Annotated in this window: 24 protein-coding genes and 1 pseudogene; 19 read left to right on the top strand and 6 right to left on the bottom strand. The window is 67.0% G+C overall.

All coding sequences use genetic code 11. From position 1 onward, the window contains the following. Position 1: 1 nt before the first annotated feature. The 5 genes from SOM28_RS20200 to SOM28_RS20180 all read left to right on the top strand — a co-directional run bounded on the left by SOM28_RS20200 (position 2) and on the right by SOM28_RS20180 (position 7,109). Positions 2-1,174, top strand: a complete 1,173-nt coding sequence (locus SOM28_RS20200) for a nucleotidyltransferase family protein (protein ID WP_320469223.1) — start codon at positions 2-4, stop codon at positions 1,172-1,174. Then, positions 1,171-2,589 (top strand): mannose-1-phosphate guanylyltransferase/mannose-6-phosphate isomerase, encoded by a 1,419-nt coding sequence (locus tag SOM28_RS20195; protein ID WP_123068743.1) that lies wholly within the window; start codon positions 1,171-1,173, stop codon positions 2,587-2,589. The genes SOM28_RS20200 and SOM28_RS20195 overlap by 4 nt, the downstream gene beginning before the upstream one ends. A gap of 66 nt (positions 2,590-2,655) precedes the next feature. Further along, positions 2,656-3,369: a PEP_CTERM-anchored TLD domain-containing protein gene (locus SOM28_RS20190; RefSeq protein WP_320469222.1), complete on the top strand. Its 714-nt coding sequence runs from the start codon at positions 2,656-2,658 to the stop codon at positions 3,367-3,369. 177 nt (positions 3,370-3,546) lie between these two features. Beyond that, positions 3,547-6,501: an ExeM/NucH family extracellular endonuclease gene (locus tag SOM28_RS20185; protein ID WP_320469221.1), complete on the top strand. Its 2,955-nt coding sequence runs from the start codon at positions 3,547-3,549 to the stop codon at positions 6,499-6,501. Positions 6,502-6,512: 11 nt separating this feature from the next. Continuing rightward, entirely contained in the window at positions 6,513-7,109 is a 597-nt protein-coding gene (locus SOM28_RS20180; RefSeq protein ID WP_123068740.1) for an NF038129 family PEP-CTERM protein, read from the top strand. Here the strand turns inward: SOM28_RS20180 and SOM28_RS20175 are convergent, their stop codons facing one another. Continuing rightward, a complete protein-coding gene (locus SOM28_RS20175; RefSeq protein WP_320469220.1) occupies positions 7,110-7,418 on the bottom strand; it encodes a hypothetical protein in 309 nt (102 codons plus the stop codon). A 303-nt stretch (positions 7,419-7,721) separates the two neighbouring features. On the opposite strand from SOM28_RS20175, the gene SOM28_RS20170 reads away from it, so the two are divergent. Beyond that, a complete protein-coding gene (locus SOM28_RS20170; protein ID WP_320469219.1) occupies positions 7,722-8,138 on the top strand; it encodes a hypothetical protein in 417 nt (138 codons plus the stop codon). 30 nt (positions 8,139-8,168) lie between these two features. Beyond that, positions 8,169-8,576 (top strand): hypothetical protein, encoded by a 408-nt coding sequence (locus tag SOM28_RS20165; protein ID WP_320469218.1) that lies wholly within the window; start codon positions 8,169-8,171, stop codon positions 8,574-8,576. Between the two features lie 113 nt (positions 8,577-8,689). On the opposite strand, the gene SOM28_RS20160 is transcribed toward SOM28_RS20165, so the two are convergent. Together SOM28_RS20160 and SOM28_RS20155 are read right to left on the bottom strand one after the other, a co-directional pair. Beyond that, entirely contained in the window at positions 8,690-11,836 is a 3,147-nt protein-coding gene (locus tag SOM28_RS20160) for a S8 family peptidase (RefSeq protein WP_320469217.1), read from the bottom strand. Positions 11,837-11,898: 62 nt separating this feature from the next. After that, on the bottom strand, positions 11,899-12,657 hold the full coding sequence (locus SOM28_RS20155; protein ID WP_320469216.1) for an NF038120 family PEP-CTERM protein: 759 nt from the start codon (positions 12,655-12,657) through the stop codon (positions 11,899-11,901). 371 nt (positions 12,658-13,028) lie between these two features. Between SOM28_RS20155 and gspG the strand changes: the two genes are divergently transcribed. The 11 genes from gspG to SOM28_RS20100 are packed head-to-tail and all read left to right on the top strand — an operon-like array spanning position 13,029 to position 22,428. Continuing rightward, positions 13,029-13,475: a type II secretion system major pseudopilin GspG gene (gene gspG / locus SOM28_RS20150; protein ID WP_320469215.1), complete on the top strand. Its 447-nt coding sequence runs from the start codon at positions 13,029-13,031 to the stop codon at positions 13,473-13,475. A gap of 41 nt (positions 13,476-13,516) precedes the next feature. Next, positions 13,517-14,704 carry a type II secretion system F family protein gene (locus SOM28_RS20145; protein WP_320469214.1) on the top strand — a complete coding sequence of 396 codons (1,188 nt, stop codon included), beginning with the start codon at positions 13,517-13,519 and terminating at the stop codon, positions 14,702-14,704. Then, on the top strand, positions 14,701-16,386 hold the full coding sequence (locus SOM28_RS20140) for a GspE/PulE family protein (protein ID WP_320469213.1): 1,686 nt from the start codon (positions 14,701-14,703) through the stop codon (positions 16,384-16,386). The genes SOM28_RS20145 and SOM28_RS20140 overlap by 4 nt, the downstream gene beginning before the upstream one ends. After that, positions 16,379-17,194 (top strand): hypothetical protein, encoded by an 816-nt coding sequence (locus SOM28_RS20135; protein ID WP_320469212.1) that lies wholly within the window; start codon positions 16,379-16,381, stop codon positions 17,192-17,194. The genes SOM28_RS20140 and SOM28_RS20135 overlap by 8 nt, the downstream gene beginning before the upstream one ends. Then, positions 17,191-17,736 carry a PilN domain-containing protein gene (locus tag SOM28_RS20130; protein WP_320469211.1) on the top strand — a complete coding sequence of 182 codons (546 nt, stop codon included), beginning with the start codon at positions 17,191-17,193 and terminating at the stop codon, positions 17,734-17,736. Before SOM28_RS20135 ends, SOM28_RS20130 begins: the two co-directional genes overlap by 4 nt. Next, positions 17,733-18,293 (top strand): hypothetical protein, encoded by a 561-nt coding sequence (locus SOM28_RS20125; RefSeq protein WP_123068730.1) that lies wholly within the window; start codon positions 17,733-17,735, stop codon positions 18,291-18,293. Before SOM28_RS20130 ends, SOM28_RS20125 begins: the two co-directional genes overlap by 4 nt. Then, the gene (locus SOM28_RS20120) at positions 18,290-18,844 is read left to right on the top strand and encodes a hypothetical protein (protein WP_123068729.1); all 555 of its coding nucleotides are present in this window, start codon (positions 18,290-18,292) and stop codon (positions 18,842-18,844) included. Before SOM28_RS20125 ends, SOM28_RS20120 begins: the two co-directional genes overlap by 4 nt. A gap of 29 nt (positions 18,845-18,873) precedes the next feature. After that, complete coding sequence (locus SOM28_RS20115; protein ID WP_320469210.1) at positions 18,874-20,874, top strand: secretin GspD/PilQ domain-containing protein; 2,001 nt, start codon at positions 18,874-18,876, stop codon at positions 20,872-20,874. Next, entirely contained in the window at positions 20,871-21,359 is a 489-nt protein-coding gene (locus SOM28_RS20110) for a type II secretion system protein (RefSeq protein WP_123068727.1), read from the top strand. The genes SOM28_RS20115 and SOM28_RS20110 overlap by 4 nt, the downstream gene beginning before the upstream one ends. Positions 21,360-21,364: 5 nt before the next feature. Then, complete coding sequence (locus SOM28_RS20105) at positions 21,365-21,739, top strand: type II secretion system protein (RefSeq protein ID WP_370663529.1); 375 nt, start codon at positions 21,365-21,367, stop codon at positions 21,737-21,739. Beyond that, positions 21,739-22,428 carry a type II secretion system protein gene (locus SOM28_RS20100; RefSeq protein WP_123068725.1) on the top strand — a complete coding sequence of 230 codons (690 nt, stop codon included), beginning with the start codon at positions 21,739-21,741 and terminating at the stop codon, positions 22,426-22,428. Before SOM28_RS20105 ends, SOM28_RS20100 begins: the two co-directional genes overlap by 1 nt. A gap of 6 nt (positions 22,429-22,434) precedes the next feature. On the opposite strand, the gene SOM28_RS20095 is transcribed toward SOM28_RS20100, so the two are convergent. From SOM28_RS20095 to SOM28_RS20085, 3 genes and pseudogenes are all read right to left on the bottom strand, one after another. Then, complete coding sequence (locus SOM28_RS20095) at positions 22,435-22,833, bottom strand: LuxR C-terminal-related transcriptional regulator (protein ID WP_229414874.1); 399 nt, start codon at positions 22,831-22,833, stop codon at positions 22,435-22,437. Between the two features lie 58 nt (positions 22,834-22,891). Beyond that, a pseudogene (locus SOM28_RS20090) lies at positions 22,892-23,035 on the bottom strand (histidine kinase); the annotation flags it as partial. A 138-nt stretch (positions 23,036-23,173) separates the two neighbouring features. After that, entirely contained in the window at positions 23,174-23,527 is a 354-nt protein-coding gene (locus SOM28_RS20085; protein ID WP_123068724.1) for a hypothetical protein, read from the bottom strand. A gap of 201 nt (positions 23,528-23,728) precedes the next feature. Between SOM28_RS20085 and SOM28_RS20080 the strand changes: the two genes are divergently transcribed. Then, positions 23,729-25,834, top strand: coding sequence for a protein-disulfide reductase DsbD family protein (locus tag SOM28_RS20080; protein ID WP_320469209.1), 2,106 nt, complete (start codon positions 23,729-23,731; stop codon positions 25,832-25,834). The last annotated feature ends 17 nt before the right edge of the window (positions 25,835-25,851 follow it).

Below are 25,851 nucleotides of genomic sequence, written 5' to 3'. Positions count from 1 at the left end.
AATGAAAGCCATGATTCTCGCCGCAGGCAAGGGCACACGCGTCCGTCCGCTCACCTATGACCTGCCAAAACCCATGATCCCGATTCTGGGCAAACCTGTGATGGCTTACCTGATCGAACACCTCAAGAAAAATGGCGTGTCCGAAATCATGGTCAACGTCAGCTGGCTGCACGAAAAAATCGAAGAGTATTTCGGCGAAGGCGAGCAGTTAGGCGTTCAGATCGGCTACTCCTTCGAGGGCTATACCAAGGACGACGGCGAAGTCGTGCCGGAGCCGATCGGCTCGGCCGGCGGCATGAAGAAAATCCAGGAATTCGGCGGCTTCTTCGACGACACCACCGTGGTGCTGTGCGGCGACGCCCTGATCGACCTCGACCTCAAGGCCGCGCTGCTGGAACACCGCCGCAAGGGCGCGATGGCCACCGTCATCACCAAGGAAGTGCCATGGGACAAGGTTTCGTCGTATGGCGTGGTGGTCTCGGACGAGCAGGGCCGCATCCTGGAATTCCAGGAAAAGCCGAGCCAGCAAGAAGCGAAGTCCAACTTCATTTCCACCGGCATCTATATCTTCGAGCCAGAAGTGATCGACCTGATTCCCTCGGGCGTGGCGTTCGACATCGGTTCCGAGCTGTTCCCGCTGCTGGCCGAGCGCGGCCTGCCATTCTATGCCCAGGGCCGCCCGTTCAACTGGCTCGACATCGGCACCATGGGCGATTACTGGGAAGTGCTGCAGTCGGTCATCACCGGCGAAGTCAATAATATGGACGTGCCGGGCATCCAGATCAAGCCGGGCGTCTGGGTCGGCCTGAACACCAGCATCGACTGGGAAGGTACGACCATCGAGGGACCCGTCTACATCGGCTCCGGGGTTAAAGTAGAGGCCGGCGCCCGCATCGTGGGCCCGACCTGGATCGGCCACGGCAGCCATATCTGCGAAGGCGCCGAGATCGTGCGCAGCGTGCTGTTCGAGTACACCCGCGTGTTGCATGATGTAACATTGAATGAAATGATTGTCTTTAAGGAATATAGTGTCGACCGAAAAGGCGAAATGAAGCACGCCTCCGAGTATTCCTCGCAGGAGTGGCTCAATGCACGCGACCGTCGCCGTTCCCGGCGCAAGGAAATCGCGGATCACGACACCAACGAGTTAGAGAAAGAGAAAGCCAGCGCATGAAGATCTATCCAGTCATCCTCTCCGGCGGCGCCGGCACCCGCCTGTGGCCCCTGTCGCGCAAGGTCTTGCCGAAGCAGTTGCTGCCGCTGGTGGCCGACAAGACCATGCTGCAGGAAACCGCCTTGCGCGTGGCCGGCTGGCCGGAGATGATGGCGCCGCTCGTGGTGTGCGGCAATGACCACCGCTTCATGGTGGCCGAGCAGTTGCGCGAAGTGGGCATCACGCCGCTGGGCATCCTGCTCGAGCCGGTCGGCCGCAACACGGCGCCGGCCGTGGCCGCCGCCGCCCACCACCTGCAGGCGATCGATCCCGAGGCCGTCATGCTGGTGCTGCCGGCCGACCACGTGATCGAGAACGGCGAAGCCTTCCGTGAAGCGGTCGACCGCGCCACCCGCCTGGTGGCCAAGGGCGCCCTGGCCACTTTCGGCATCGTGCCCAAGACCCCGGAAACCGGCTACGGCTACATCCGCCGCGGCGAACCGGTGGACGAGTGCGGCGAATGCTACAAGGTGGCGCGCTTCGTCGAGAAGCCCGATGCCGCCACGGCCGAAGGCTTCCTGGCCGAGGGCAGCTACTACTGGAACAGCGGCATGTTCATGTTCGCCGCCGCGCGCTATCTGACCGAGCTGGAGCAGCACGCCCCGGCCATCGCCGGCGCCGCCAGCCAGGCCATGCATGCGGCCTACCGCGACCTCGATTTCTGCCGCCTCGACGAGAACGCGTTCTCGGCCTGCCCGTCCGATTCGATCGACTACGCGGTGATGGAGCACACCCGCGACGCCGCCGTGGTGCCGGCCGATATCGGCTGGAACGACGTCGGTTCGTGGTCGGCCCTGTGGGAAACCCAGGCCAAGGATGCCAACGGCAACGCCCAGCGTGGCGACGTCTACCTGGACGGCGTCAAGAATTCGCTGGTGCGCGCCGAAAGCCGCATCGTGGCGGTGGTGGGCCTGGAAGACGTGGTCGTGGTCGAGACCCAGGATGCGGTGCTGGTCACCTGCAAGAGCAAGGTTCAACGCGTCAAGCAGGTGGTCGAACACCTGGCCTCGAAAGAACGCACCGAGCACCTGCACCACACCCGCGTCTACCGTCCATGGGGCCACTACGAGGGCATCGATGCGGGCGACCGTTTCCAGGTCAAGCGCATCACGGTCAAGCCGGGCGAGAAGCTGTCGCTGCAGATGCACCATCACCGCGCCGAGCACTGGGTCGTGGTGTCGGGCACCGCGCGCGTGACTTGCGGCGATACGGTCAGCCTGCTGTCCGAGAACGAATCGACCTATATCCCGATCGGCATGAACCACCGCCTGGAAAACCCGGGCAAGCTGCCGCTGCACATCATCGAAGTGCAGTCGGGCAGTTATCTGGGCGAGGACGACATCGTCCGCTTCGAGGATATCTACAAGCGGGCGTAATAGCGCTGGCGGCGTCCCCAGGCCGCGCGCCTGGAACTTGTCCTGCAACGGCCAGTCTGACGTTGCATGAACAAGATCCTGGCACGGGGCGGGGTGGCCGCCATCCTTGTTGCAGCGCTTGGCCTGGCGGCAGCGCCGGCGGTGGCGCAAACCGATACGCTGCTGCTCGATCCCAGCCTGCAGGGCCAGCTCGAACGCTGGCTCGGCGCCGGCCCCCTCTATCTCGAGAACGTCTACACGCGGCAGCCGGGCGACGACGCGCTCGACTTCCATGCCGCTGCGGATGGTCGCGGCAGCAACTTCACCCTGATGCGCATCGCCAACGACGCCGGCGACAGCTGGGTCGTGGGTGGCTACAACCCGCGCAGCTGGTCTTCCACGGCCGGCTGGCACGTTTCCGAGCTCGACTGGCAACGCACCGGCTTCCTGTTCAACTACACCGATCCGGCCGTCTACCGCCAGCTATTGCTCGACAACGTACTGCCCAGCCAGGGCTCGCGCCAGACCTATAATTCGCCCGACCACGGTCCCACCTTCGGCGCCGGTCCCGACCTGTTCGTCGACGACCGGCTGACCACCTCCATCTCCTGGCAACTGAGCTACGGCAACCCCGCCTTCGAAGGGCGCAGCATCATCGACGGCACCTATGGCGGCCAGTTCAGGCGCATCGAGGCGCTCGAGACCTATGCCATTTCACTCGTGCCCGAGCCCTCCGCCTTTTCGCTGCTGGCCGGCGGCCTTGGCGTGATCGGCTGGGCCGCGCGGCGTCGCCGGCGCTGACCTCACCATTCGTTGATTCCCTGCGGCAATTCGACTCGCGTCTGTTGAATTGCCGCTAAGCTAGAAATTACCCATTCCGGCTAATTTCTAGTCATCATGTTGTCAATATCCGCATTTACTATCATTCTGCTAATAGAAATGGCGGGCACATCTTGTGCGATAACTAATGGGGAATCAATGACCACCTTTGCAACTTTCACACCGCGACGTACGCTGCTGGCGACCCTGGTGGCCAGCCTTGCCGCGAGCGCGCCGACGCTTGCCGCCGACGTCGTCATCAACCAGCTGTATGCCCACTCGCACAGCACCTCGAGCAACTTCGGTCACGATTTCGTCGAACTGTTCAACCGCGGTAGTGCGCCTGTCAGCCTGGACGGCATGCGGGTGCAATACCAGTCGGCCAATGGCACCACCTGGAGCAGCAGCGTCGCGCTGCCGCCGGTCACGCTCGCGCCGGGCCAGTACTTCCTGGTGCGCGGTGCCAAGGACCAGGGAAGAAACCCGATCGAGGTATTCGACGCCCAGGCGCCGGCCATGAATATGGCAGGCGGAACCGGCAAGGTCGCCATCAGCGACGGCACCCGCCTCCTCGACCTGGTCGGCTATGGCAGCGCCAACCTGTCCGAAGGCGCGCCGGCGCCGTCGCCGACGCTGGAACAGTCGCTCCAGCGCGCCGCCGCCGGCTGCCAGGACAGCGACGACAACCGCGCCGACTTCGTGCTGGCGCCGGTAGTCGGCCCGCGCACCACCACGTCGCCGCTGCAAGCCTGCGGCGACACCGGCCCGACACCCAAGCCGATCGTGCTGGCCTGCCCGGCAACGGTGCAGGTCGAGCAGGGCCGCGGTGGGTCGGCGCTGCTGTCGGCGATCGATGGCGACGCCATCGTCAACCGTGCCGCCATCGTGTCGGGCGCCGTCACCGGCATCACCCTCGGCGGCTTCACTCCGGCCAGCGCGGCCGGCGGCAAGGCCGAGGCGCGCCTCGAGATCGCCGATACCCTGGCCGGCGGCCGCTATCCGGTGCAGGTCGAATTCGGCAACGATGCCGGCGAGACCGAGAGCTGCACCATCAATGTCGCCGTCGCGGGCATCGTCACCATTCCGCAGATCCAGGGTTCGGGCGACAGCAGCCCGTACGCCAACACCGTGCAGACCGCACGCGGCGTGATCACGGCCAAGGTCGACGGCGGCTTCTTCATCCAGGATCCGCAGGGCGATGGCGATCCGTCGACCTCGGACGGCATCTATGTGTATGGCACCGATACCGCGCTGGCGGTCGGCACCCTGGTCAGCGTGACCGGGCAGGTGGTCGAATTCCGCCCGAACGGCGCCGACCGCACCTATACCGAGTTCAAGGACGTCACCAATATCACCGCGCTGGGCGCCGGCCCGGCCATCGTGCCGGTCAATATCACGCTGCCGGGCACCGACCTGGCCAGCGTGGAAGGCATGCTGGTGCGCTTCACCAATACGCTCACCATCAACGGCAACGGCGACCTGGCCAACCGCGGCGAGCTGACCCTGTCCAACGGCCGCCGCGAGCAGCCGACCAGCCGCTACCCGCAGGGTTCGGCTGAAGCAGAAGCACTTTATCGCGAGCACATGGCCAACCGCATCGTGCTGGACGACGGCCTGTTCCGCGCTCCGGCCGCCATGCCTTACCTGGCCGAGGACGGCACCGTGCGCGCCGGCGACACGATCGATAACCTGACCGGCGTGATCGACTTCGGTTCCACCGGCGCCAGCAGCGGCGCCAGCACCGGCTTCAAGCTCCAGCCAACCGAAGCCCCGGTGATCAATCGCGCCAACGCGCGCCAGGCGGCGCCGGTGCTGCCGCAAGGCGTCAAGGTCGCGGCCGCCAACGTGCTGAACTTCTTCACCACCTTCACCAATGGCGGCGATGCCTGGGGCAAGTCGGGGCAGGGTTGCGCACTGGGCAGCAATACATCCGCCGGCAATTGCCGCGGCGCCGATAACGCGGCCGAGTTCGTCCGCCAGCGCGACAAGATCGTCGCCTCGCTGGCGGCGCTGGACGCCGACGTGGTCGGCCTGATGGAAATCCAGAACAACGGCGACGTTGCGGCCAAATACCTGGTCGACGAGATCAACCGCGTCACCGCGCCGGGCACCTACGCCGTGGTGCCGGCGCCGGTCGGGCTGGGCACCGATGCGATCCGCGTGGCCATGATCTATAAACCGTCGAAGCTGACCCTGGTGGGCGGCGCGCTGTCCGACCCGCACGAGATCAACAGCCGTCCGCCGATGGCGCAGACCTTCATGGCCGGCAACGGCGGCAAGTTCTCGGTCATCGCCAACCACCTGAAGTCGAAGGGTTGCGGCGGCGCCAGCGGCGGCGATGCCGACCAGGGCTATGGCCAGGGTTGCTATGACGCCACCCGTGTCCAGCAGGCCCAGCGCCTGACCAATTTCTTCATCCCGCAAGTGGTGGCGGCGGCGAAGGATCCGGATGTGCTGGTGCTGGGCGACCTGAATTCGTATGCCTTCGAGCGCCCAATCAACCACCTGACCGGCGCCGGCGCGATGGTCAATGTGATCGAGCAGTTCGTGCGGCCGCACGCGATGCCGTACTCCTATGTGTTCAACGGCCTGGCCGGCTCGCTCGACCACGTCCTGGCAAGCAGCTCGCTGGCGCCGCAGGTGGTGGGCGCGGCTGAATGGCATAACAATGCCGACGAGCCGAAAGACATCGACTACAACCTGGAAAGCACCGGCACCGATGTGTATCGCAAGAACGCTTATCGCGCCTCGGACCACGATCCGCTGGTGGTCAGCCTGAACCTGACCGGTTCGACCACCGATGTCACGACCTCGAGCAAGATTGTGATCGGCGGCTTCAGCACCAACCGCGCGACCGGCAAGACCACCAGCAACGTCACCATCACCAATACCGGCAACAAGCCGCTGGCCGGCCCCCTGCACCTGGTGCTCAACGGCCTGCCGACCGGCATCACGCTCGACAATCCGGCCGGCATGCACGGTGGCGCGCCGTATATCACCTTGCCGCAGGCGGGCATTGCCCCCGGCGCCACGGTGACCGTCGCCACCTCGTTCACCAATAGCGCCAAGCGCAACTTCATCTACACACCGCAGCTGGTCTCCGGCTCGTTCTAAAGGAAAGCACCATGACCCATTTCACCAATATGTTGTTCCGCGTACTGCTGGCGCTGTCGATCGCGATCGGCGCCCCGGCAGCCCTGGCCGGTCCGATGTACCGCGTCTCGCTCGACACCTCGGCCCTGGCCGGCACGGTCGGTTATCTCGACCTGGGCCTGAACGGCCCGCTGGACGCGGCGCCGACCGTGGCCCGCGTCAGTAATTTCAGCGGCGCCTTCCTGGACGGCGGCATCCTGGCGCCGTCGGGCGACGTCAGCGGCGACATCGTCAACGGTGTCGTTCTGCGCAATAGCGCCGACCTCAACTACTTCGACCAGCTGGTCACCTTCGGCGGCCTGTTCAGCTTCGACGTCAGCTTCGACCTGGGCGGCGGCGATCATGGCACCTTGTTCAGTGTCGGCTTCATCGACGATGCGTATAACTTCCTGGGCGCCATCGGCAATGTGATCGAGATGAACCTGGTCGCGGGCCAGCCTGTCGAGTTGCAGCTGGTGGATGGCGCGTTTGCCGGCGTGGCCGAGGTGCCGGAACCGGGCGCCTGGTTGCTGCTCGCGAGCGGCCTGTTCCTGCTGGTGACGACGCGCCGCCTGCGCCAGCGTCGTTGATCAGGTTTGCGGAAGGCTGGCCTCGAGCGCGGCGCGGCGCTGGGCATCGATGCGCCAGGCTTCTGCATTGCCGTCGATGATGCGCAGGCTGGCGCAGCCTTCGGCGGCGCAGTCGGGCGCCGGCATCGTGGCCGAGGCAACGGTGGCGACAGTGGCGACGGGGGCCGCTGCTGCGCTCACCGAGGCTGGCGCACTGGCGATGACGGTGGTCGACGCGCTCTGGACGGTCGTGTCGATGTCGTACTGGCCGCCGCAGGCAGCCAGGACGCAGGTCAGGGAGAGGGCGATGATGGTGCGCAGGAAGGTCATGTAGGAACTCGAACAAGCTCGTCTGTAATGAAGCTATTGTAGTGAGTAAATTTTCCTACGCTCAATTTTTTACATTTGCGAACGTCCAAGTTTGCATTTGAAGAGAATAGGATGCGCGACGTTCACGCCATTTGCCTGCAAATGAGAAATATATCCTCACGGAAACTTAAGATGTTTTGATGCAAGCTTGTGGGGCGTCAGCGTGTTCCGTAAGGTGTGCGCAACAGGCGGTCGACACATTTGGTAACAGTTAGTTAATGTTATCCACTTGACCAGTCATATCGTGCGCGCGAAGATGGCGGCATGAAAAAACTCATCCTCATCCTCCTGTTCGGCGCCACCGCCGCCTGCACCACCCAGTCCCACGATCCGGTCCAGCCGCCGGTCAAGGACGGCGCGCCGCCGGTGGTTGCGCTCCAGCCCGGCGCCACCGTCTCCGAGATCAAGCGCCTGATCGGCACCCCCGCCTGCAGCGACAATGCGCAATGCCGCTCGCTCCCGGTCGGCGCGCTGGCCTGCGGCGGCCCGCAGGAATACCTGCCATACTCGAGCGCGAAGAGCGACGAGAAAGCCCTGCTGGCCCTGGCCGAGCGTTCGAAGACCGAGCGCCAGGCCGAGATCCAGCGCACCGGCGAAATGTCGATCTGCATCCATCGCCCCGATCCGGGCGCGGTATGTGTGGCCGGCGCCTGCCAGTTGGGCGGACCGCCAGCCGCTTGACCATACGAGGCATGACAAGGAGACGCCGCCATGAACAAGATCCTGCTGCTTCTCCTGGTCACTTGCAGCGCGTGTAAAAGCCAGGCTGGCGCGCCGCAGCCGCCCCAGACCGGCGCGCCGGCGTCTCATGGCGACTCCGCCGCCACCGTGGCCGAGATCAGGCGCCTGGTGGGCGCCGCCAGTTGCAGCAGCAGCACGCAATGCCGCACGCTCCCGGTCGGCGCCAGGCCATGCGGCGGCCCGGATTTCTACCTGGCCTGGTCCAGCCCCCATCCCGACGAGGCCAGCTTGCTGGCGCTGGCGGAACATTCGCGCAGCCAGCGCAAGGCCGAAGCCAGCCGCACTGGCGAACTGTCGACTTGCCAGCACATCCCCGATCCGGGCGCGGTCTGCGTTGCCGGCGCCTGCCGCTTGGCCACGCCAGCGAGTGCATCCTGATGGTGAAAGGCGCTGTCATCGTTAGCTGTTGATGAGGCGCCATGAAAAAACGCCCTGCAAGCCATCGGCTTGCAGGGCGTTGTCGATTGCCGCAGTGTCAGCCGGCTACCGAATCAGTTCGACAGGTTCTTCGGCGAGCCGCGCTGGCCTCGCTGGGCCAGTGGCAGCGGGCTATTGGTCTCGACCTGGACCGCGGTCGTGGTGCCGACCACATTGTTGTTGTCGAGCAGGCGCACCGCGCCCAGGAAGCGCTTGCCGCTCGGCAGCCCCGACCAGCTGGTCGCCACCGTCGCGCTGCCGCCTGCATACACCCGGGCCGGTACCAGAGCCTTGAAGTTGCCGCCGCGGTCGGCCGTGGTCACCACCGCCGTCGACACGCCGAAGGTGGTCGGTCCCGCATCGGAGGTCGAGTACACGAAGGCGCAGGCGCGGTAGGTGCCGGGGGCCGGCGAGATCATCCTGACCAGCTCGTTCGAACCGGCTTCAGCGGAGTAATCCACCAGCGCGCCGTTGGCATTGAGCACCAGCAAGTCGAGGTCGTCTTCACCCTGGCCCGAGGTATCGCGGTCGAACGTTTCGAACTGCGCCACCATGGCGCCGCTCGGCACTGTCACTTGTTCGATCACGGTGCCAGGCGCGCCGGAGGCGCAGGCAGCACGCATCGTTTCGAGGCTGGCCTGGGTGCTGTCATCCGTGACCGGTGCGGTGAACACGCGGCGGCTGATTTCCTTCAGGCCACCAGCCACTGCGCTCATCTTGCCGGCGAAGTTGGTGTAGACCGTCATCGGCTTGTTGCCGGTGGCGCGGTCGCTGGACACGAATTCCGGTGCGGCCAGCGACTGGCCGGCGGCGCGCGCCACCACCGGGCTGCGCACGGTGCGGCCTTCGCCGCTCCAGGTCAGGGTGCCGTACTGCCAGGTCTGGGCCGGCGCGCTGGTGCGTGCCAGCCTGACCGTGAACGAACGGGTTTCGCCTGCCGGAATCGTCAGCGTGCTCGGGGTGACGCTGGCGCTGAAGCCGGTGATGGCAATGTTGGCCGTATAGGTCGCGGTGCTGTTGCTGACATTGGTCACGCTGCGCACCACGTCCACCGAACCGAGCACATTGGGAACCGAGATCGACGGCAGGTTCAGGTTGTAGCCGGCGATGCTGCCGCCCGCGCACTGGGCCGCCATGCCGGCGCCGCACATGTATTTGCGGTAATCGCTTTCGGTGATGGCATACACCAGGCCCGGATCGAGCGCTGCCCGCGGATTGACGTGGCCGGCGCCCTGGCCGAAGGCGCCGCGGCCGGCGGTGTCGCCGTTGATGCCGTCGGGGACGGTATCGGTGGCGGTGGTCATCAGCGCCGACTTGATCATCGACGGCGACCAGTCCGGGTAGCGCTGGCGCAGCAGGGCCGACAGGCCGGTCACGTGAGGCGCCGACATCGAGGTGCCGCTCATGGGCGAGAAGTCGACCGGCGGCACCAGGGTGCCGTTGATCACATCCGCACGCTGGGTCGGGCTCAGCTCCGGCGTCACGGCGGCGATGATGTCCACGCCAGGCGCGGTCATGTCCGGCTTGAGCACATTGGCGTCGGCGCGGTTCGGGCCGCGCGAGGAGAAGCCTGCCATCATCGGGGCCGGCTGCTCGGACGGGCCGATCGCGAAGCGGGTGATCGCGGCCGTGCCGCCACCGATCGCATAACTGCGGATGGCGGCGCCCTTGGTGGCGTTGACGTGCACGGTGGGTACGGAATGCATTTCCGCCACCAGGCCGGCGCCATTGTCGACTTGCACCATACCGACGCCGCCGGCTTCGGCCACCGCCAGGCTCTTGTCGACCCGCGCATTGGTGCCGCGGGTGCAGATCACGATCTTGTCCTTGACCTTGACCGGGTCGAGCACCGGCTGGCCGCCGTTCGAGGCGGCGCTGTAGCACAGCGTGACGAGGGTCGGATTGGCGCCTGGCAGGGCCGCCGCTTCGGCGGTGATCAGGGGCGCCGACGGCAGCGGCGTGGCATTGATCGAGGCGCCGCTATAGCGCTGGCCGTTGCCGAGCACGACTTCGGCCTGGAGGCTGCGGTCGTAGGTCGAGGCGCCGATGGTCGAGTGCCATGGGCTGACGTGGGCCACCTGGTTGCCGGGACCGTCGTTGCCGGCCGACGCCACCGCGATCACGCCTGCATTCGAGGCGTTGAAGAAGGCTTGTTCCACGAGGTCGTTGATCGACAGGCCGCCGCTGATCGAGTAGTTGATCACATGCACACCGTCCTTGACCGCCTGCTCGATCGCGGCCACGTTGTCGCCCGCATAGCAGGTATTGCGTGCGCCGGTCGGCTGGGTGGCGTCGTTATACGACCAGCACACCTTGTAGCTCGACAGGCGCGCGCGCGGCGCCATGCCCGACATCTGTCCCACGTTCACGGTATTGATGAAGGTGTCGACCAGCGAGTTGCCGCCGGCGGTCGACGAGGTGTGGGTGCCATGGCCGCCTTCGCCCAGCGTCCCGCCGATCGAATCGCGTGGCGAGGAGTTGAATTCGCTCCAGTGGGTCGGGCGGTTAACGCTCAGGAAGGTGGCGTTGAAATACTGGGCGCCGACCAGCTTGTTGTTGCAGTTGGCGGTGGTAAAGCCTTCGCCTTCCTGGCAAATACCTTTCCAGCGCGCCGGCGGTGCGCCGTAGGCCAGCGTGCCGCTATTGTCGAAGGTCGGTTTGCCGTTGCTGTCGACCCGGTCGGCATAGGACAGGTGTTCAGGCCAGACGCCGCCGTCGACGATGCCGATGATGATGTCCTCTCCCTTGAGCTCGATGCCGTTGGCGGCCAGTTGCGACCATACGCCACCCGCCCCGTCCAGGCCGAGGAAGGTCGGGGTGTAGGTGGTGGCGAGTTCGTGGGGCGTATCGGGCTGGACCGCCGCCACGTCGCTGCGCGCCATCAGCGTGCGCACTTCGGCGTCGGTGAGCATGGCCGCGAAGCCGTTGAGCACGACGTCATAGGTGTGGGTGACGGGCGCGTTGCCGACGCTGGCGCGCACGACGGACTTCTTGCCGTCGAGGTAGCTGGTGTAGCTCTGGACGTTGGGGGCCTCGATGTCGATGCGGCGGCCGGGAGCCGGCTTGGTCGCGGCCAGGCCGCTGATCGCGCCGTCATAGGAAGCGACCGGCTTGTCGACCAGTTGCACGATATACGGGCGGCGAACGTCGTCGGCGTGGGCTGCCAGCGTCAGGCTGGACAGGGCAAGCAGTACCGCTGCGGAGAGTGGACGGATTTTCATGAACGTGATTCCTCGTTGTATTCTTGTCTGTTCTTGTGTTCAGGACCGGGCGCGCAAGCGCATCAGGCAGTGCGGCGGCGTGCGCGCGCCAGCAGGCCCAGCAGGCCGATACCGAAAATCAGGCCGGTGGCCGGTTCCGGGACCTCAGCGGCGTCATCGCTGACCAGGATCACGTTGTCGAGGGCGAATTGCGCGGTATTGCTCTGATAGGCGCGGCAAAAGCCGTCGTTGCCGCAGGCGAAGCCGATCATGAGCAGCTCGGTGAAGGCGTTGTCGAACATGGTGGTTGCGCTGAAATTGGCGAACGAGAAGCCGTCGCTGCCAGGGCCGTCCAGCCAGAAATCCTCTTCCAGGACCTCGCCGGCCGCAGTCAGGCCACGCACCAGGATCAGCCCGACCGTGTCCAGATAGCCCCCCAGTGCCGAGGTATGCCCGATGAAGCTGGCATCGAAGCCCTGCAGCCGGAATGGGTTGGCCGAGTCGGACCAGATGGACACCGTGCTGTCGTTCAGGGCGCCGTAATAAGCGCCGCTGGGTCCGGTTGGACATGCCATGTTGGCGCACCAGCTCGGGTCGCTGCCGTCGATATTGACGCCGACCAGGGTGCCGGCGCCGTCCGCGAAGGGAGATGCGAAGCCGAAGTTGAAACCGCTTTCGGAATAGACCTCGCCATCGATATACGCGGCGCCGGCGCCACCCTCGAAGGTGATCGTGGCGGCTTGGGCTGGCGTCGCCAGCGCTGCCGCGGCGGTCGTGACGGCCAGGAGCCTGATGAGGGGCGTTCCGAAAAAGGGTAGTGCCAGGTGCGATTTCCGATTCATGATCAGCCTTTGTGGTTGAGTATTCTCGCCTTGTGGGCGCGGCATGGCGTGTGGACCTGAAGCTCAGGTTGCAAAGAAATATATCAATGGAAATAACTAAAGTGTAAAAAATCTTAACGAAAGATATTTTGACTTTCGTTAAGTTGCATTAATTAAATTCGGTTTCTTCTATGGAAAAACATTATTTTTTGAGTTTTGTCACCTGTTTGAAATATGCATCATTTCAGCGACGGAAATAATATTTCCCTTGGAAGGAACAATGAGCACTGCATGGGAATGGTGTATTTTTGAAAAGAACAGTTGTCGCTGCACATAGCAGCGTGTTACCTTTCACCGGCAGGATTTCAAAGAGGCAATCTAGGAGTCGTTTGATGGTTTTTGCTATGAAACAGGGCGCCGTCGTCCGTCGCGGGCGCAGCGCGGGCTTCACGCTGCTGGAACTGCTGGTGGTGATCGTCATCATCGGACTGCTCGCCGCCTATGTCGGACCCAAGTACTTCTCGCAGCTCGGCAAATCCGAAGTCACCGCCGCCCGCGCCCAGATCGACGCCTTCGACAAGACCCTCGACACTTACCGGCTCGACGTCGGCCGCTATCCGACCACCGAGGAGGGCCTGGCCGCCCTCATGACGGCGCCGCCGAGCGCCGGCGCCAAGTGGAACGGCCCCTATCTGAAAAAGGCGATTCCGCCCGACCCCTGGGGCAATCCCTACCAGTACCGGGCGCCGGGCACCCGTGGCGAGTACGAGGTGCTGTCCCTGGGCAAGGATGGACAGCCGGGCGGAACCGGCGACAACGCCGACATTAGTTCCAACTGAACGTTTCCTTTTCGTTTCACCGCAACCTGGCCGGGCATCCCATGCAGTTCGCCGTTCGCACCCTTGCGCCCGATATGTCGATCTCCAACGTCGTCGTCGACGCGCTCGACGCCCAGGACGCGCGCCGCCAGGTCGAGGCGCGCGGCCTGTACGTCAGTGCCGTCGAGCCGGCGCGCGGGGCGGCGCTGGCGCGTCCCAAGGGCGGCAAGCTCTCGCTGGTGCTGTTCAGCCAGGAGCTGCTGGCGCTGCTCAATGCCGGCCTGGGCATCGTCGAAAGCCTCGAAGCCCTGCTCGAAAAGGAAGGCGCACCGTCCACCCGCGGCGTGCTGGAACGGCTGCTGGGCGGGCTGCGCGAAGGCCGGCGCTTTTCCAGCGTGCTCGCGCTTCAACCGGCCTTGTTCCCGCCGCTGTACGTCGGCATCGTGCGCGCCGCCGAAGGCACCAGCGACCTGCCGCGCGCGCTGGCGCGCTACATCGACTACCAGCAGCGCATCGATACCGTGCGTGCCAAGATCGTCAGCGCCTCGATCTATCCGGTGATCCTGTTGATGGTCGGCGGCGGCGTCAGCGCCTTCCTGATCGGCTACGTGGTGCCGAAGTTCGCCGAGGTCTACCACGGCGCGGGGCGCGACCTGCCGTGGATGTCGCAACTGATGCTGGACTGGGGCCAGTTCGCGGCCGGCCACGGCAGCGCGATCCTGGTCGCCGCAGCGCTGCTGGTCGCCGGCGCGATTGCCGGCGTGCGCCATCTGCTGCGCAGCGGCGGCATGGCGCGCCTGCTGGCGAAACTCCCCGGCATCGGCGAACGGGCCCGCGTGTATGAGCTGTCGCGCCTGTACCTGACGCTGGGCATGCTGACCGAGGGCGGCATCACCATCGTGGGCGCGATCGAGACCGTGCAGCCGATGGCGTCGGGCCACCTGGCGCGCAACCTGGCGGCGGCGCGCGCCGCGATCGAGGCCGGCCAGCCGCTGTCGAACGCCTTCGAGGCACATGGCCTGACCACGCCGATCTCGCTGCGCATGTTGCGCGTGGGCGAGCGCACCGGAGAAATGGGGCCGATGCTGACCCAGTCGGCCGCCTTCTACGACGGCGAGATCGGGCGCTGGATCGACCGCTTCACGCGCACCTTCGAGCCGCTCCTGATGGCAGCCATCGGCCTGGTGGTGGGCGCCATCGTGGTGCTGCTGTATATGCCGATCTTCGACCTGGCGGGAGACATGTCGTGAGTGCGGAACCCTTCGACACGGCGCTGCTGGCGCGCGCCCGCGCGGCCGCCACCGTCTCGCGGCGCGGCCTGGTGCTCGAGCTCGAGGCCCTGACCGGGCGCGATCCGCGCGAACTGGTGAAGGAACTGGCTGCGCCCTTCGGTCTCGCGGTGATGGAGACCGGCGCCATGCTGGCCCTGGCGCCGGCCTTCGAACTCTTGCCGCTGGCCCAGGCGCTGTCGCGCCACTGCGCGCTGCTGCGCCATCCGGATGGGCGCCTGACCGGGGTGTTGTCCGATCCCTTCGACCTGGACCTGCAGACCTGGCTCGGGGCCCAGGCGCGCGCCAGCGCCAGGAACCCATTGGAATTGTGCCTGGCGCTGCAGTCCGACATCCAGGCCTATCTGTCGAAGCAGGAAGAGTCGGCGCGCGCCGTCGACTCGCTGGTGGGCGGCACCCAGGATGCGCGGCGCGACGGCAAGTCGGGCACCGTGCTGTCCTTCGCCTCGGTGTCGGAAGCGGGCAGCCCGGCCGTCAAGCTGGTCAACTCGACCCTGTACGACGCGCTCAAGGCCGGCGCCTCGGACATCCACCTGGAGAGCACCGCCGGCGGCCTGGCCGTCAAATACCGGGTCGACGGGGTGCTCGATCACGCCGCCACCGTGGGCGGCATCGAGCTGGCCGAGCACATCATCTCGCGCCTGAAGGTGCTGGCCGAACTCGACATCGCCGAGCGCCGCGTGCCGCAGGACGGCAGCTTCCGGGTCGAGGCGGGCGGGCGCGACATCGACCTGCGGGTCTCGATCATGCCCAGCATCCACGGCGAGGATGCGGTGATCCGTATCCTCGACAAGCGCGCCATGATCGAGGCTTATGGCTCCCTGACGCTGGAGGCGCTGGGCTTCGATGCGCCGTCCCTGGTCACCTTGCGGCACCTGGCCCAGGAGGCGTACGGGATGCTGCTGGTGACCGGCCCCACCGGCTCGGGCAAGACCACGACCCTGTACGCGGCGCTGACCGAGATCCACAATGGGCGCGAGAAGATCATCACGATCGAGGACCCGGTCGAATACCAGCTGCCGGGCATCCTGCAGATCCCGGTGAACGAAAAGAAGGGCCTGACCTTCGCCAAGGGCCTGCGTTCGATCCTGCGCCACGACCCGGATAAAATCATGGTGGGCGAGATCCGCGACCGCGAGACCGCCGAGATCGCGGTGCAGTCGGCCCTGACCGGCCACCTGGTGCTCACGACGGTCCACGCCAATAATGTGTTCGACGTATTCGGCCGCTTCACCCACATGGGGATCGATCCGTATGCTTTCGTCTCGGCCCTGAACGGCATCTGGGCCCAGCGCCTGATCCGCATGTGCTGCCCGCGCTGCGCCGAGCGCTACGAACCGGGCGAGCAGGAGCTGGCCTCGGTGCATCTGCGGCGCGAGGAAGTCGCAGACTACGTCTTCATGCGCGGCAAGGGTTGCGGCGACTGCCGCGGCACCGGCTACAAGGGCCGCCGCTCGATCGCCGAGATCCTGACCCTGAACGACGAGATCCGCGAGCTGATCGTCGACAAGCAGCCGATCCGCCAGATCAAGGCCGCGGCCCACGCCAACGGCACCCGCAGCCTGCGCCTGGCGGCGCTCGACCTGGTGCGGCGCGGCGCCACCACGATCGACGAGATCAAGCGGGTGACCCTGCATGCGTAAACTGCATTTCCCTCCCATCGGACGAGCCCTGCGCCTGGGCGTGGCCGCCAACGGCCTGGCCCTGGTCAAGACCAGCCGCCTGTTCGGCGGCGCGCCGCTGGCCCTGGCGGAGCAGCCGCTCGACCTGTTCGCTCCCGATGCGCTGGCGCCGGGCTTGCGCATGCTGCTGTCCGACCTGCCGGTCAAGGGCTGGCCGGTGAGCGTGGTGCTGGCCGACGAGCTGGTGCGCCTGTGGCAAGTGCCGCCGCCGCCCGGCGCCACCCGCATGGGCGACCTCGAGGCGGCCGCCGCGCTGCGCTTCCAGCACCTGTTCGGCGCCGCCGGCGCCGAGTGGAAGATCAGCGCCGACTGGGATGCGGTCGATCCCTTCCTGGCCGCGGCTGCGCCAGTGGCCTTGCTCGACGCGCTGGCGGCTGCCGCCCGTGAGCACGGCTTCCACCTGGTCGAAATCGGCCCGCAATTCGTCGCCGCCATGAACGCCTGGCGCCGCGAGCGCAGGAGCGGAGCCTGGTTCGGCCTGGTCCATGGCGGCGTGCTGTCGCTGGCGGCCTACGATGGCCGCAAGCTGGCGGCGGTGAGGAGCGCCCCGATCCCGGCCGGGGCCGACCGCGACTGGCTCGATTCCCATATTGCGCGCGAAGCGCTGCGGGTCGGGATCGCGCGGCCCGAGCGCCTGCAGTTGAGCGGCGCCGCGCCCGCCGCCTGGGCCAGCAGCCCGGGGCGGCTGAAATTCTCCTGCAGCCTGCTCGAGCAGGCCGACGAGTGGTCGGAACTGGCGCGCCTGGCCCGCACCGGAGTGCCGGCATGAAGCGCACCCGCATCGATTTCGCGCCGCCCGGCCTGCGCCGCACGCTGTTTCGCGCGCCGCCGACCCTGATCTATGCCGTACCGGGCGTGCTGGCGCTGTGCATCCCGGCGCTGTTCATGACCCAGCGTTACTTCGAGCAGCAGGAAGAAGTGCGCGATCTGCAGGCGGCGCTGGCCGCGCGCAGCGCGCCGGCGCCCGTGGCTGCGCCGCCAGCGCCGAAAGTCGCCGTGGCGCCGGCCCAGGCCGGCGCCGTCAATGCCGCCATCCTGCAACTGAACCTGCCGTGGCGCGACCTGGCCGCGGCCCTGGGCGAAGCCACGCCGAGCACGATCGCACTGCTGGCGCTGGAGCCGGACGCGAAACGGCGCACGGTGCGCATCAGCGCCGAGGCGCGCTCGAGCGACGAGATGCTGGCCTATATCACGCGCCTGCAGGCCGAGGAATGGTTCAGCAGCGTGGTGCTGCTGCGCCACGAGGTGATGGAGCAGGACCCGAACCGTCCGCTGCGGTTCCAGGTCAGCGTGCAGTGGGAGGCGTCATGAAGGCGGGCGCCTTCCTGCTGCGCGCGCGCCTGCTGCTGGCGCGCATCGATCCGCTGGTGGCCCTGGTGCTGGCGCTGCTGCTGGCCGGCGCCGCGGTCCAGGTGGCGCTGTTGCCGGCGCGCGCGCAACTGAACGCAGAATACGAGGCGGCGCGCCAGGCGGCGCGCACGCCGCTCCCGCCGCAGCCAGTTCCGGCGGCGCAGCCGCCCAGCAGCGACCAGAACCTGCAGCACTTCTATGCGACCCTGGGCGAGCGCCGCGGGGTAGAGCGCCAGTTGAAGGAAGTGTTCGCGCTGGCCGAGCGCCACGGCCTGGCGCTGCGCCAGGGCGAGTATCGGGCCACCAACGACCGCAATGCGCAGCTGATTGCCTACCAGGTCAACCTGCCGGTGAAGGGGAGTTATGGCGCGATCTGGCAGTTCGCGATGGACGTGCTGCGCGCGATCCCGCACGCTTCGCTGGACGACGTCGCCTTCCGCCGCGACAGCGTGGGCGAGGCCGGGGTCGAGGCGCGGCTGCGCCTGACTTTCTATTTAGCTGAAGGAAGCAAGCCGTGAAGCCGCGCCACATCGTCATGGGCGTTGCGCTGGCGCTGGCCGCCGGCCTGGTCGTGTTTGGCGACAGGACGCCAGAGGCGGAGCTGGCCGAGCCCGCCGAGCGCGCGGCCGCCACGACGGCCACGACGGCGGCCGGGCCGGTGCGCAGCGCCGCGCCATCCATCAGGAAAACCGGCGACGACGTCGCCATCGCGCGCCTGATCCCGCGCGAGACCTTGATCGGCGCCAGCGGCGAGCGCTTCGGGGAAGGCGACAATAGCCTGTTCGCGCGCCATGACTGGACGCCGCCGCCACCGCCGCCATCGAACGAGCCGCCGCCACCTCCGCCGCCGCCGAGCGCGCCGCCGCTGCCGTTCACCTACATCGGCAAGTCGCTGCAGGACGGCGTGTGGCAAATCTACCTGGCGCGCGGCGAACGCACCTATCTCGTGAACGATGGCGACACCATCGACGGCACCTACCGCGTGGACGCGATCCGTCCACCGGTGCTGACCCTGACTTACCTGCCGCTGGAACAACGACAGCAGCTCAATATTGGAGTATTCGACTGATGGTGCGAACCCGGATTCAAGGCCTGGCCATGCTGTTGCTGCCACTGCTGCTGGCAGGGTGCGCGGCCCAGCGCGCCTACCAGGAAGGCAATGCGCTGGTGGCCCAGGACCAGGTGGGCGCCGGCCTGGCCAAGTACCAGGAAGCGCTGGCGTCCGAGCCGGACAATCCGGTCTACCGGGCGGCCTTCCTGCGCGCGCGCGACAACGCCACCGCGCGCCTGGTGGACCAGGCCGAGCGCGCGCTGGCGTCCGGCCAGGTCGACCTGGCGACCCAGGACTTCCGCCGCGTGCTGGCGATCGATCCCGTCAACGACCGCGCCCGCGCCGGCCTGCGCCAGGTCGAGGCCGAGCGCCGCCACGCGCTGGCCATCGGCGAGGCGCGCGCCGCCTTCGACAAGGACGAACTGGAAACGGCGCGCCAGAAGCTGGCCGCAGTGCTCACCGAACGCCCCATGCACGAGGCGGCGCGCCAGCTGATGCAGGAAGTCGACGAGAAGGCGGCGGCCGCACCGAAAGGCCAGGCGGCGCTGGCGGCCAGCTACCGTAAACCCATCAGCCTGGAGTTCCGCGAGGCGCCACTGAAGCAGGTGTTCGAGGTCATTGCGCGCCACTCGGGCCTGAACTTCATCTTCGACAAGGACGTCAAGGCCGATACCCGCACCTCGATCTTCCTCAAGAACAGTACGGTCGAGGCGGCGGTGTATTACCTGTTGATGACCAACCAGCTCGAGCGTCAGGTCATGGACGGCAACACGGTCCTGATCTATCCGAACGTGGCGGCCAAGGTGCGCGAATACCAGGAGATGACGGTCAAGACCTTCTTCCTGGCCAATGCCGAAGCCAAGAGCATCGCCAATACCTTCAAGACCATCCTCAAGGCGCGCGACGTGGTGGTGGACGAGAAGCTGAACCTGGTGATCCTGCGCGACAATCCGGAAGCGATCCGCATCGCCACCCAGCTGGTGGCCCTGCAGGACGTGCCCGAACCCGAGGTCATGCTCGACGTCGAGGTGCTCGAGATCCGGCGCAGCAGCGTGATGAACCTCGGCATCGCCTGGCCGGCGGGGCTCTCGTTCGCGCCGCTGCAGACGCTGGATGGCTTCCCACTGACGATCGACGACCTGCGGACTTTCAACAGCAGCAATATCACGGTGGGCGGCATTGGCGCGACGCTCAACGCCAACAAGACCGACGGCGACACCAATACCCTGGCCAACCCGCGCATCCGTGTGCGCAACAAGGAGAAGGCGAAAGTCGTCATCGGCGACAAGATCCCGAACATCTCGGCCACGGTGTCGTCGGGCATCGGCGGTTTCGCTTCCGAGAACATCAATTACATCGACGTCGGCCTGACCCTGAACGTCGAACCGACCATCCACCTGAACAACGAGGTGGCGATTCGCATCGGGCTCGAGGTCAGCAGCCTGGGCGAATCGGTCGAGACTCGTAGCGGCACCGTGGCCTACCGCATCGGCACCCGCTCGGCCACCACCTTGCTGCAGCTGAAGGATGGCGAGAACCAGGTGCTGGCGGGCCTGATCAACCACGAAGACCGCAGTAGCGGCAGCAAGGTGCCGGGCATCGGCGACCTGCCGATCGTGGGCCGTTTGTTCGGCAGGCAGACCGACCAGCGCGACCGCACCGAGATCGTGCTGTCGATCACGCCGCGCATCGTGCGCGCCATCCAGCGTCCGCCGGCATCGGCGTCGGAGTTCGGCGCCGGCACCGAGGCCAGCTTCCGCCGCCGTCCCGACAACGGGGTGCGGGTGCAGGTCGGGACTGCGCGCGCGCTGCCCACGCCGACCGCAGCGGCGCCCGTCGAGACGACCCCGGTCGCGCCGCCGCCAGATGCCACCCCGAGCTTCTCGGTGCCGCCGTCGGCGCTGCCGGCCACGCCGCAACTGGGTTCGCCGCCATCGGCGCCGCCGGGTGCGCCGGCGCCGCAGCCCGAACCGGCGCCGACGCCCGAACCCGAATTCGTGCCGGCCGCCTATCCGCCGGGCGTCAATCCGCCAATCCCGCAGCGATGAATTTCCAGGCCCAGCGCGCGCGCACCGGCTTCACGCTGATCGAGCTGCTGGTCACGCTGGCCATCCTCGCGCTGCTGGGGACCCTGGTGCTGCCGGTGGCCGAGGTCACCGTGCAGCGCCGCGACGAGCAGGAACTGCGGCGCGCGCTGCGCGAGATCCGCGCCGGACTGGACGCCTTCAAGAAGGCGGGCGACGAAGGCCGCATCAGTAAAGCGGCGGACGCCAACGGCTACCCGGAGCGGCTGGAGCTGCTGGTGGAGGGCATGCCCGACCTGCGCAGCCCGAAACAAGCCAAAATCTACTTTTTGCGGCGCCTGCCGCGCGACCCCTTCAACCCCGATCCCGAATTGTCGGACGCGGCCACCTGGGGCAAGCGCAGCTACGCCAGCGAAGCCGACGAGCCGAAGGAGGGCGACGATGTCTACGACGTGTACTCGACCTCGCAGCGGATCGGCCTGAACGGCATCCCCTACAATAAATGGTGAACCCGATGAAAACCGCACGCGGCTTCACGCTGATCGAACTGCTGGTGGTGCTGGGCATCGTGGCCCTGCTGCTGACGCTCGCCGTGCCGCGCTTCTTTCCCAGCATCGACAGCGCAAAAGAGACCATCCTGGCCGACAACCTGCGCAACACGCGCGCGGTGGTCGACCAGTACCGCTCCGACACGGGGCGCTATCCGGAATCGCTCGAACAGCTGGTCGAACAGAAATACCTGCGCGAGATCCCGCTCGACCCGGTCACCGAAAGCCGCGAGACCTGGGTATTGGAGGCGCCGCAGGACGGTGAGCAGGGCGGCTTTTCCAACCTGCGCAGCGGCGCGCCCGGCAACGACCGGCGCGGGCGTCCCTACCTGGAGTGGTGATGCATGCGCGGCGCCAGGCCGGCTTCACCTATCTCGGCCTGATCATCTTCGTGGCCATCATCGGCCTGGTGGGGGCGGCCACGCTCAAGATCGGCTCGCTCCTGCAGCGCGCCGCGGCCGAGGAAGAATTGCTGGAAATCGGCGCCGCCTTCAGCGCCGCGCTGGACAGCTATGCCGCCGCCACGCCGCGCGGCGCCTCGCCGTATCCGCCGTCGCTGGCCGAACTGCTGAAGGACCCGCGCTCGCCCGCCGTGCGGCGCCACCTGCGCAAGGTCTATGTCGATCCGCTGACCGGCAAGGCCGAGTGGGGCATCGTCTACCTGGGCGACGGCGAGACCGGCGTGGTCGCCTTCCACAGCCTGTCCAATGCCAGGCCGCTCAAGCTCGCGAACTTCGACAGCCGCTTCAAGGGGCTGGACAACAAGGAAAAGATTTCGGAGTGGCGCTTCAGCGCGGGCGAGCGCAGCCTGGCGCCTGCCGTCACGACGACGCAATCGGGCGGGACGCCCGCGCCGCAAGCGGCGCCGCCCATCCTGCAATCGGCGCCGCCCATCCTGCAGCCGGCGCCGCCCGTCCAGCAGCCTGCGCCGGTCGTGCCGCCGCCGCCCGAACCCAAGCCCGAACCCGATCCAGAACCTGACCCCGAACCTGAACCTGAACCGGCGGAGGGGGCCGCGACGCCGGCCTAGGCGACGTCAGATGAGTTCGAGCTCGATGCCGCGCAGGGCCGCTCGCACGCGGTCGCGTACGCCCAGCTTGGACAGGATGCTCGATACATGGTTCTTGACCGTGCCCTCGCTTATGCCGAGGGCTGCGCCGATTTCGGCGTTACTGAGCCCGCCGGCGATCAGGGCGAGGATCTCGATCTCGCGGCGCGTCAGGCCGGCCGCACCGGCGGGCGCCGCCGCCAGGGCGGGCTGGTAGGAGGCGCGTACCCGCTCGGTCAGGCCGGGCCGGAACAGGGTGGCCCCGCCGGCCACGGCGCGCACGCCCTCGGCCAGTCGTTCCAGCGAAATGTCCTTCAGCAGGAAGCCGCGCGCGCCAGCGCGCATCGCTTCCAGCAGCGCCTCGTCGTCGTCGAAGGTCGTCAGCATGATCGTCGGCGGAAGCTGGGCGGGCGGACGGCAGGGCGGGTGGCACGGCGGCGCCGGTCTGGCGCAGCGCCAGGTCCAGATCCAGGTTCAGCGCCGTCAGGTGGTGACCGATCGTGTCGTGCAGGTCGCGTGCGATGCGCAGCCGCTCGCTCCCACGCACGGTGTCGGCCAGATGGTGTGCAGTGGGCGAGGGGAGTCGCATTTTCGCAGATGCATTGTGGAAAGTCTGCTCGTTCTTGCCGATCGCGTCAGAAGCCGAACTGGACGCCGACCTGCGCGCGGTTCTGGACGAAGCGGCGGTTCCCTTCGCGCACGCGGCCGTAGTGTTCCAGTTCGACCGTCAGCGCCACCTGCTCGGACACGCCCCAGGCGAGCCCACGCCCAGCATTGGCTTGACGGCGGTCACGTGGAAGTCCTGGGCGCCGAAGCGCGCGCCGTCGAACCGGAGCATGCCCGTCGTGCCCGCATGACCAGCCTCGATGGCGAAGTGCCGGTTCAGGGCGTAGCCGGCGTAGCCCTTGAACGCAACGACGTCGTTGTCCTGCCTGACCCGCTGGCCGTCGCCGTTCTTGATGCTGCCCTTCGAGGGCCCGAGGGCGAGGCCGATGTAGCTGCGCTCCTGGGCTTGCGCTGCGCCGGCGCCGGCGCCGGCGAGGATGACAATGATGGCGGCGGCATGGACGATTTTTTGCATGGTTGTTTTTCCGGTTCTGGTTGAATCGCGGCGCCCCCAAGCCGCTGCGAGTGGAGCGATTATCGGAAGCCGGGCCAGTACGCGCATGAGCCGAAAGTCAGGATGCCGCCCGCTGTCTTTACGGCGCCCGTAGTGATTGCCCGGAGATGCAGGAACGTGTTAGTTTTGTCACCGACCGTCGGACCTACTCATCTACCACTCATGCCCGGATCTTTTCCAACCGCCGCCTGGTCTTCCTGGCGCACCCTGATCGCTGCACTGCTGCTCGTATTGACGCCGATGCTGGCCGTGGCGGCCGAGAGCAATGTGCAGCAAAGCCCGCGCGCCACGGTGTCGCTGGTGAGCGAATACGCCGCCGTGAGTCCCGGGCAGCAATTGCGCATCGGCCTGCGCCAGCGCCTGGCGCCGCACTGGCATACCTACTGGAAGAATCCCGGCGACGCCGGCTCGCCGCCGAGCATCACGTTCAAGGCGCCGGACGGTATCACGGTGGGCGAGATCGCCTGGCCGGGCCCGGACCGTTTCATCATCGGCCCGGTCGCCAGCTATGGCTACGAGAACGAGATCGTGTTCCCCATGGCCCTGACGGTGCCGAAGGATGCGCGGCCCGGCAGCCAGCTGGTGCTCGAGGCCGATGCCGACTGGGTGGTGTGCGAGAAGGAGTGCATTCCCGAGGACGGCAAGTTCCGCCTGGCCTTGCCGGTCGAGGCGGATGCGCGTCCCGCCAGAACGGAAATCCTGGCTGCCTTCAAGAACGCCGACGCCCGTCAGCCACAGCCATCTCCATGGCGCGCCTCGGTGAGCGCCGACGAATCGACTTTGCAGCTGGCGGTCGAGGGCGAAGGCATCGCGCCGACCTCGGTGCAATCGGCCCTGTACTTCCCGGACAGCTGGGGTGTCGTCGACCACGTGGCGGACCAGGTCCTGACAGTGGAAGAGGGCAGGCTCACGCTGGCGACGACCAAGGGCCAGGGCTACACGCCCGGGCCATCCGCCGGCCTGCTGGCGATCACCGACGGCGGCGGACAGAAACGCTGGTTCGCGCTCGAACTCACGCCCGCTGCCACCACTGCGGCCACCACCGGGGCGCCGGCCACGCTGCCCTTGTGGCAGATGGCCTTGTTCGCCTTCCTGGGCGGCCTGATCCTGAACCTGATGCCCTGCGTCTTTCCGGTGCTGGCGATCAAGGCCACGGCGGTGGCCGGGATGTCGGGCGGCGACCGGCGCGAGGTGCGCCTGTCCGGCCTGTTCTACACCCTCGGCGTGCTGGCCGCCTTCATGGCGCTGGCTTTGGCCCTGCTGGCTGTGCGCGCGGGCGGCAGCGCGGTCGGCTGGGGCTTCCAGTTCCAGTCGCCGCTGTTCGTGGCGGCGATGTCCTGGCTGATGCTGGCGATCGGCCTGAACCTGTCCGGCGTGTACGAGGTGGGCGGCGCGCTGGCGGGTGCTGGTCAGGGCCTCGCCGAGCGCAAGGGCCATGCCGGCAGCTTCTTCACCGGCCTGCTGGCGGTGGTGGTGGCCACGCCGTGCACCGCGCCGTTCATGGGCGCCGCGATCGGTTCGGCGCTGGTGGCGCCTGCGTATGTCAGCCTGGTGGTGTTTGCGATGATGGGTCTCGGCCTGGCCCTGCCGTTCCTGTTGCTTGGCATCTTCCCGGCGGTCGCCCGGCGCCTGCCGCGGCCCGGCGCGTGGATGGTAACCCTGCGTCAGGCGATGGCCTTCCCGATGTATGCGACCGCCGCCTGGCTGCTGTGGGTGCTGGCCCAGCAGGCGGGCGAGGCCGGCCTGCGCATGGCGCTCGCCGGGCTGGTGCTGGTAGGCCTGGTGGCCTGGCTGGTGGGTTTGGGCCAGCATGGGACCGGGAAGCGCTGGTTGCCGCGCGGTGCGGCGGTGGCCGGGGTGGCCGGGATTGTCGGCTTGATGGTCATGCTGCATGGCGCCGAGCCGCAGGCCGCCACGGCCCCTGCACAATCCACGCAGGCCGAACCCTATAGCGCCGAGCGCCTGGCCGCCCTGCGCGCCGAAGGCAAGCCGGTGTTCGTCAACATGACCGCCGCCTGGTGCATCACCTGCCTGGTCAACGAGCGCACGACCTTGTCGACCTCCGCCGTGCAAGAGGCGATGCGCGAACACGATGTGGTCTACATGAAGGGCGACTGGACCAACCGAGATCCCGCCATCACGGCATTCTTACAATCGTTCCAGCGCGACGGCCTGCCGTTCTATGCCTTCTATCCGGCCGGGAAGGAACCGGTGGTCCTGCCGCCGGTGCTGACCCAGGCCATCGTCACCGAATCATTCAAGCAGTAATCATTCACAAGGAGATT

This window comes from Massilia sp. CFBP9026, from assembly GCF_034045165.1.
Classification (GTDB): Bacteria; Pseudomonadota; Gammaproteobacteria; order Burkholderiales; family Burkholderiaceae_D; genus Telluria; species Telluria arenae.
Note: the sequence above shows the minus strand (reverse complement) of the source record. Positions and strands in the feature narration are given on the sequence as shown.

Excerpts from the sequence above, each read along its gene's own strand:
- SOM28_RS20135 (WP_320469212.1), top strand. The coding sequence starts at position 16,379 with ATGCGTAAACTGCATTTCCCTCCCATCGGACGAGCCCTGCGCCTGGGC.
- SOM28_RS20190 (WP_320469222.1), top strand. The coding sequence starts at position 2,656 with ATGAACAAGATCCTGGCACGGGGCGGGGTGGCCGCCATCCTTGTTGCA.
- SOM28_RS20080 (WP_320469209.1), top strand. The coding sequence starts at position 23,729 with ATGCCCGGATCTTTTCCAACCGCCGCCTGGTCTTCCTGGCGCACCCTG.
- SOM28_RS20125 (WP_123068730.1), top strand. The coding sequence starts at position 17,733 with ATGAAGGCGGGCGCCTTCCTGCTGCGCGCGCGCCTGCTGCTGGCGCGC.
- gspG (WP_320469215.1), top strand. The coding sequence starts at position 13,029 with ATGGTTTTTGCTATGAAACAGGGCGCCGTCGTCCGTCGCGGGCGCAGC.
- SOM28_RS20100 (WP_123068725.1), top strand. The coding sequence starts at position 21,739 with ATGCATGCGCGGCGCCAGGCCGGCTTCACCTATCTCGGCCTGATCATC.
- SOM28_RS20170 (WP_320469219.1), top strand. The coding sequence starts at position 7,722 with ATGAAAAAACTCATCCTCATCCTCCTGTTCGGCGCCACCGCCGCCTGC.
- SOM28_RS20180 (WP_123068740.1), top strand. The coding sequence starts at position 6,513 with ATGACCCATTTCACCAATATGTTGTTCCGCGTACTGCTGGCGCTGTCG.
- SOM28_RS20110 (WP_123068727.1), top strand. The coding sequence starts at position 20,871 with ATGAATTTCCAGGCCCAGCGCGCGCGCACCGGCTTCACGCTGATCGAG.
- SOM28_RS20165 (WP_320469218.1), top strand. The coding sequence starts at position 8,169 with ATGAACAAGATCCTGCTGCTTCTCCTGGTCACTTGCAGCGCGTGTAAA.
- SOM28_RS20115 (WP_320469210.1), top strand. The coding sequence starts at position 18,874 with ATGCTGTTGCTGCCACTGCTGCTGGCAGGGTGCGCGGCCCAGCGCGCC.
- SOM28_RS20160 (WP_320469217.1), bottom strand. The coding sequence starts at position 11,836 with ATGAAAATCCGTCCACTCTCCGCAGCGGTACTGCTTGCCCTGTCCAGC.
- SOM28_RS20175 (WP_320469220.1), bottom strand. The coding sequence starts at position 7,418 with ATGACCTTCCTGCGCACCATCATCGCCCTCTCCCTGACCTGCGTCCTG.
- SOM28_RS20145 (WP_320469214.1), top strand. The coding sequence starts at position 13,517 with ATGCAGTTCGCCGTTCGCACCCTTGCGCCCGATATGTCGATCTCCAAC.
- SOM28_RS20085 (WP_123068724.1), bottom strand. The coding sequence starts at position 23,527 with ATGCAAAAAATCGTCCATGCCGCCGCCATCATTGTCATCCTCGCCGGC.
- SOM28_RS20195 (WP_123068743.1), top strand. The coding sequence starts at position 1,171 with ATGAAGATCTATCCAGTCATCCTCTCCGGCGGCGCCGGCACCCGCCTG.
- SOM28_RS20155 (WP_320469216.1), bottom strand. The coding sequence starts at position 12,657 with ATGAATCGGAAATCGCACCTGGCACTACCCTTTTTCGGAACGCCCCTC.
- SOM28_RS20130 (WP_320469211.1), top strand. The coding sequence starts at position 17,191 with ATGAAGCGCACCCGCATCGATTTCGCGCCGCCCGGCCTGCGCCGCACG.
- SOM28_RS20105 (WP_370663529.1), top strand. The coding sequence starts at position 21,365 with ATGAAAACCGCACGCGGCTTCACGCTGATCGAACTGCTGGTGGTGCTG.
- SOM28_RS20095 (WP_229414874.1), bottom strand. The coding sequence starts at position 22,833 with ATGCTGACGACCTTCGACGACGACGAGGCGCTGCTGGAAGCGATGCGC.
- SOM28_RS20200 (WP_320469223.1), top strand. The coding sequence starts at position 2 with ATGAAAGCCATGATTCTCGCCGCAGGCAAGGGCACACGCGTCCGTCCG.
- SOM28_RS20185 (WP_320469221.1), top strand. The coding sequence starts at position 3,547 with ATGACCACCTTTGCAACTTTCACACCGCGACGTACGCTGCTGGCGACC.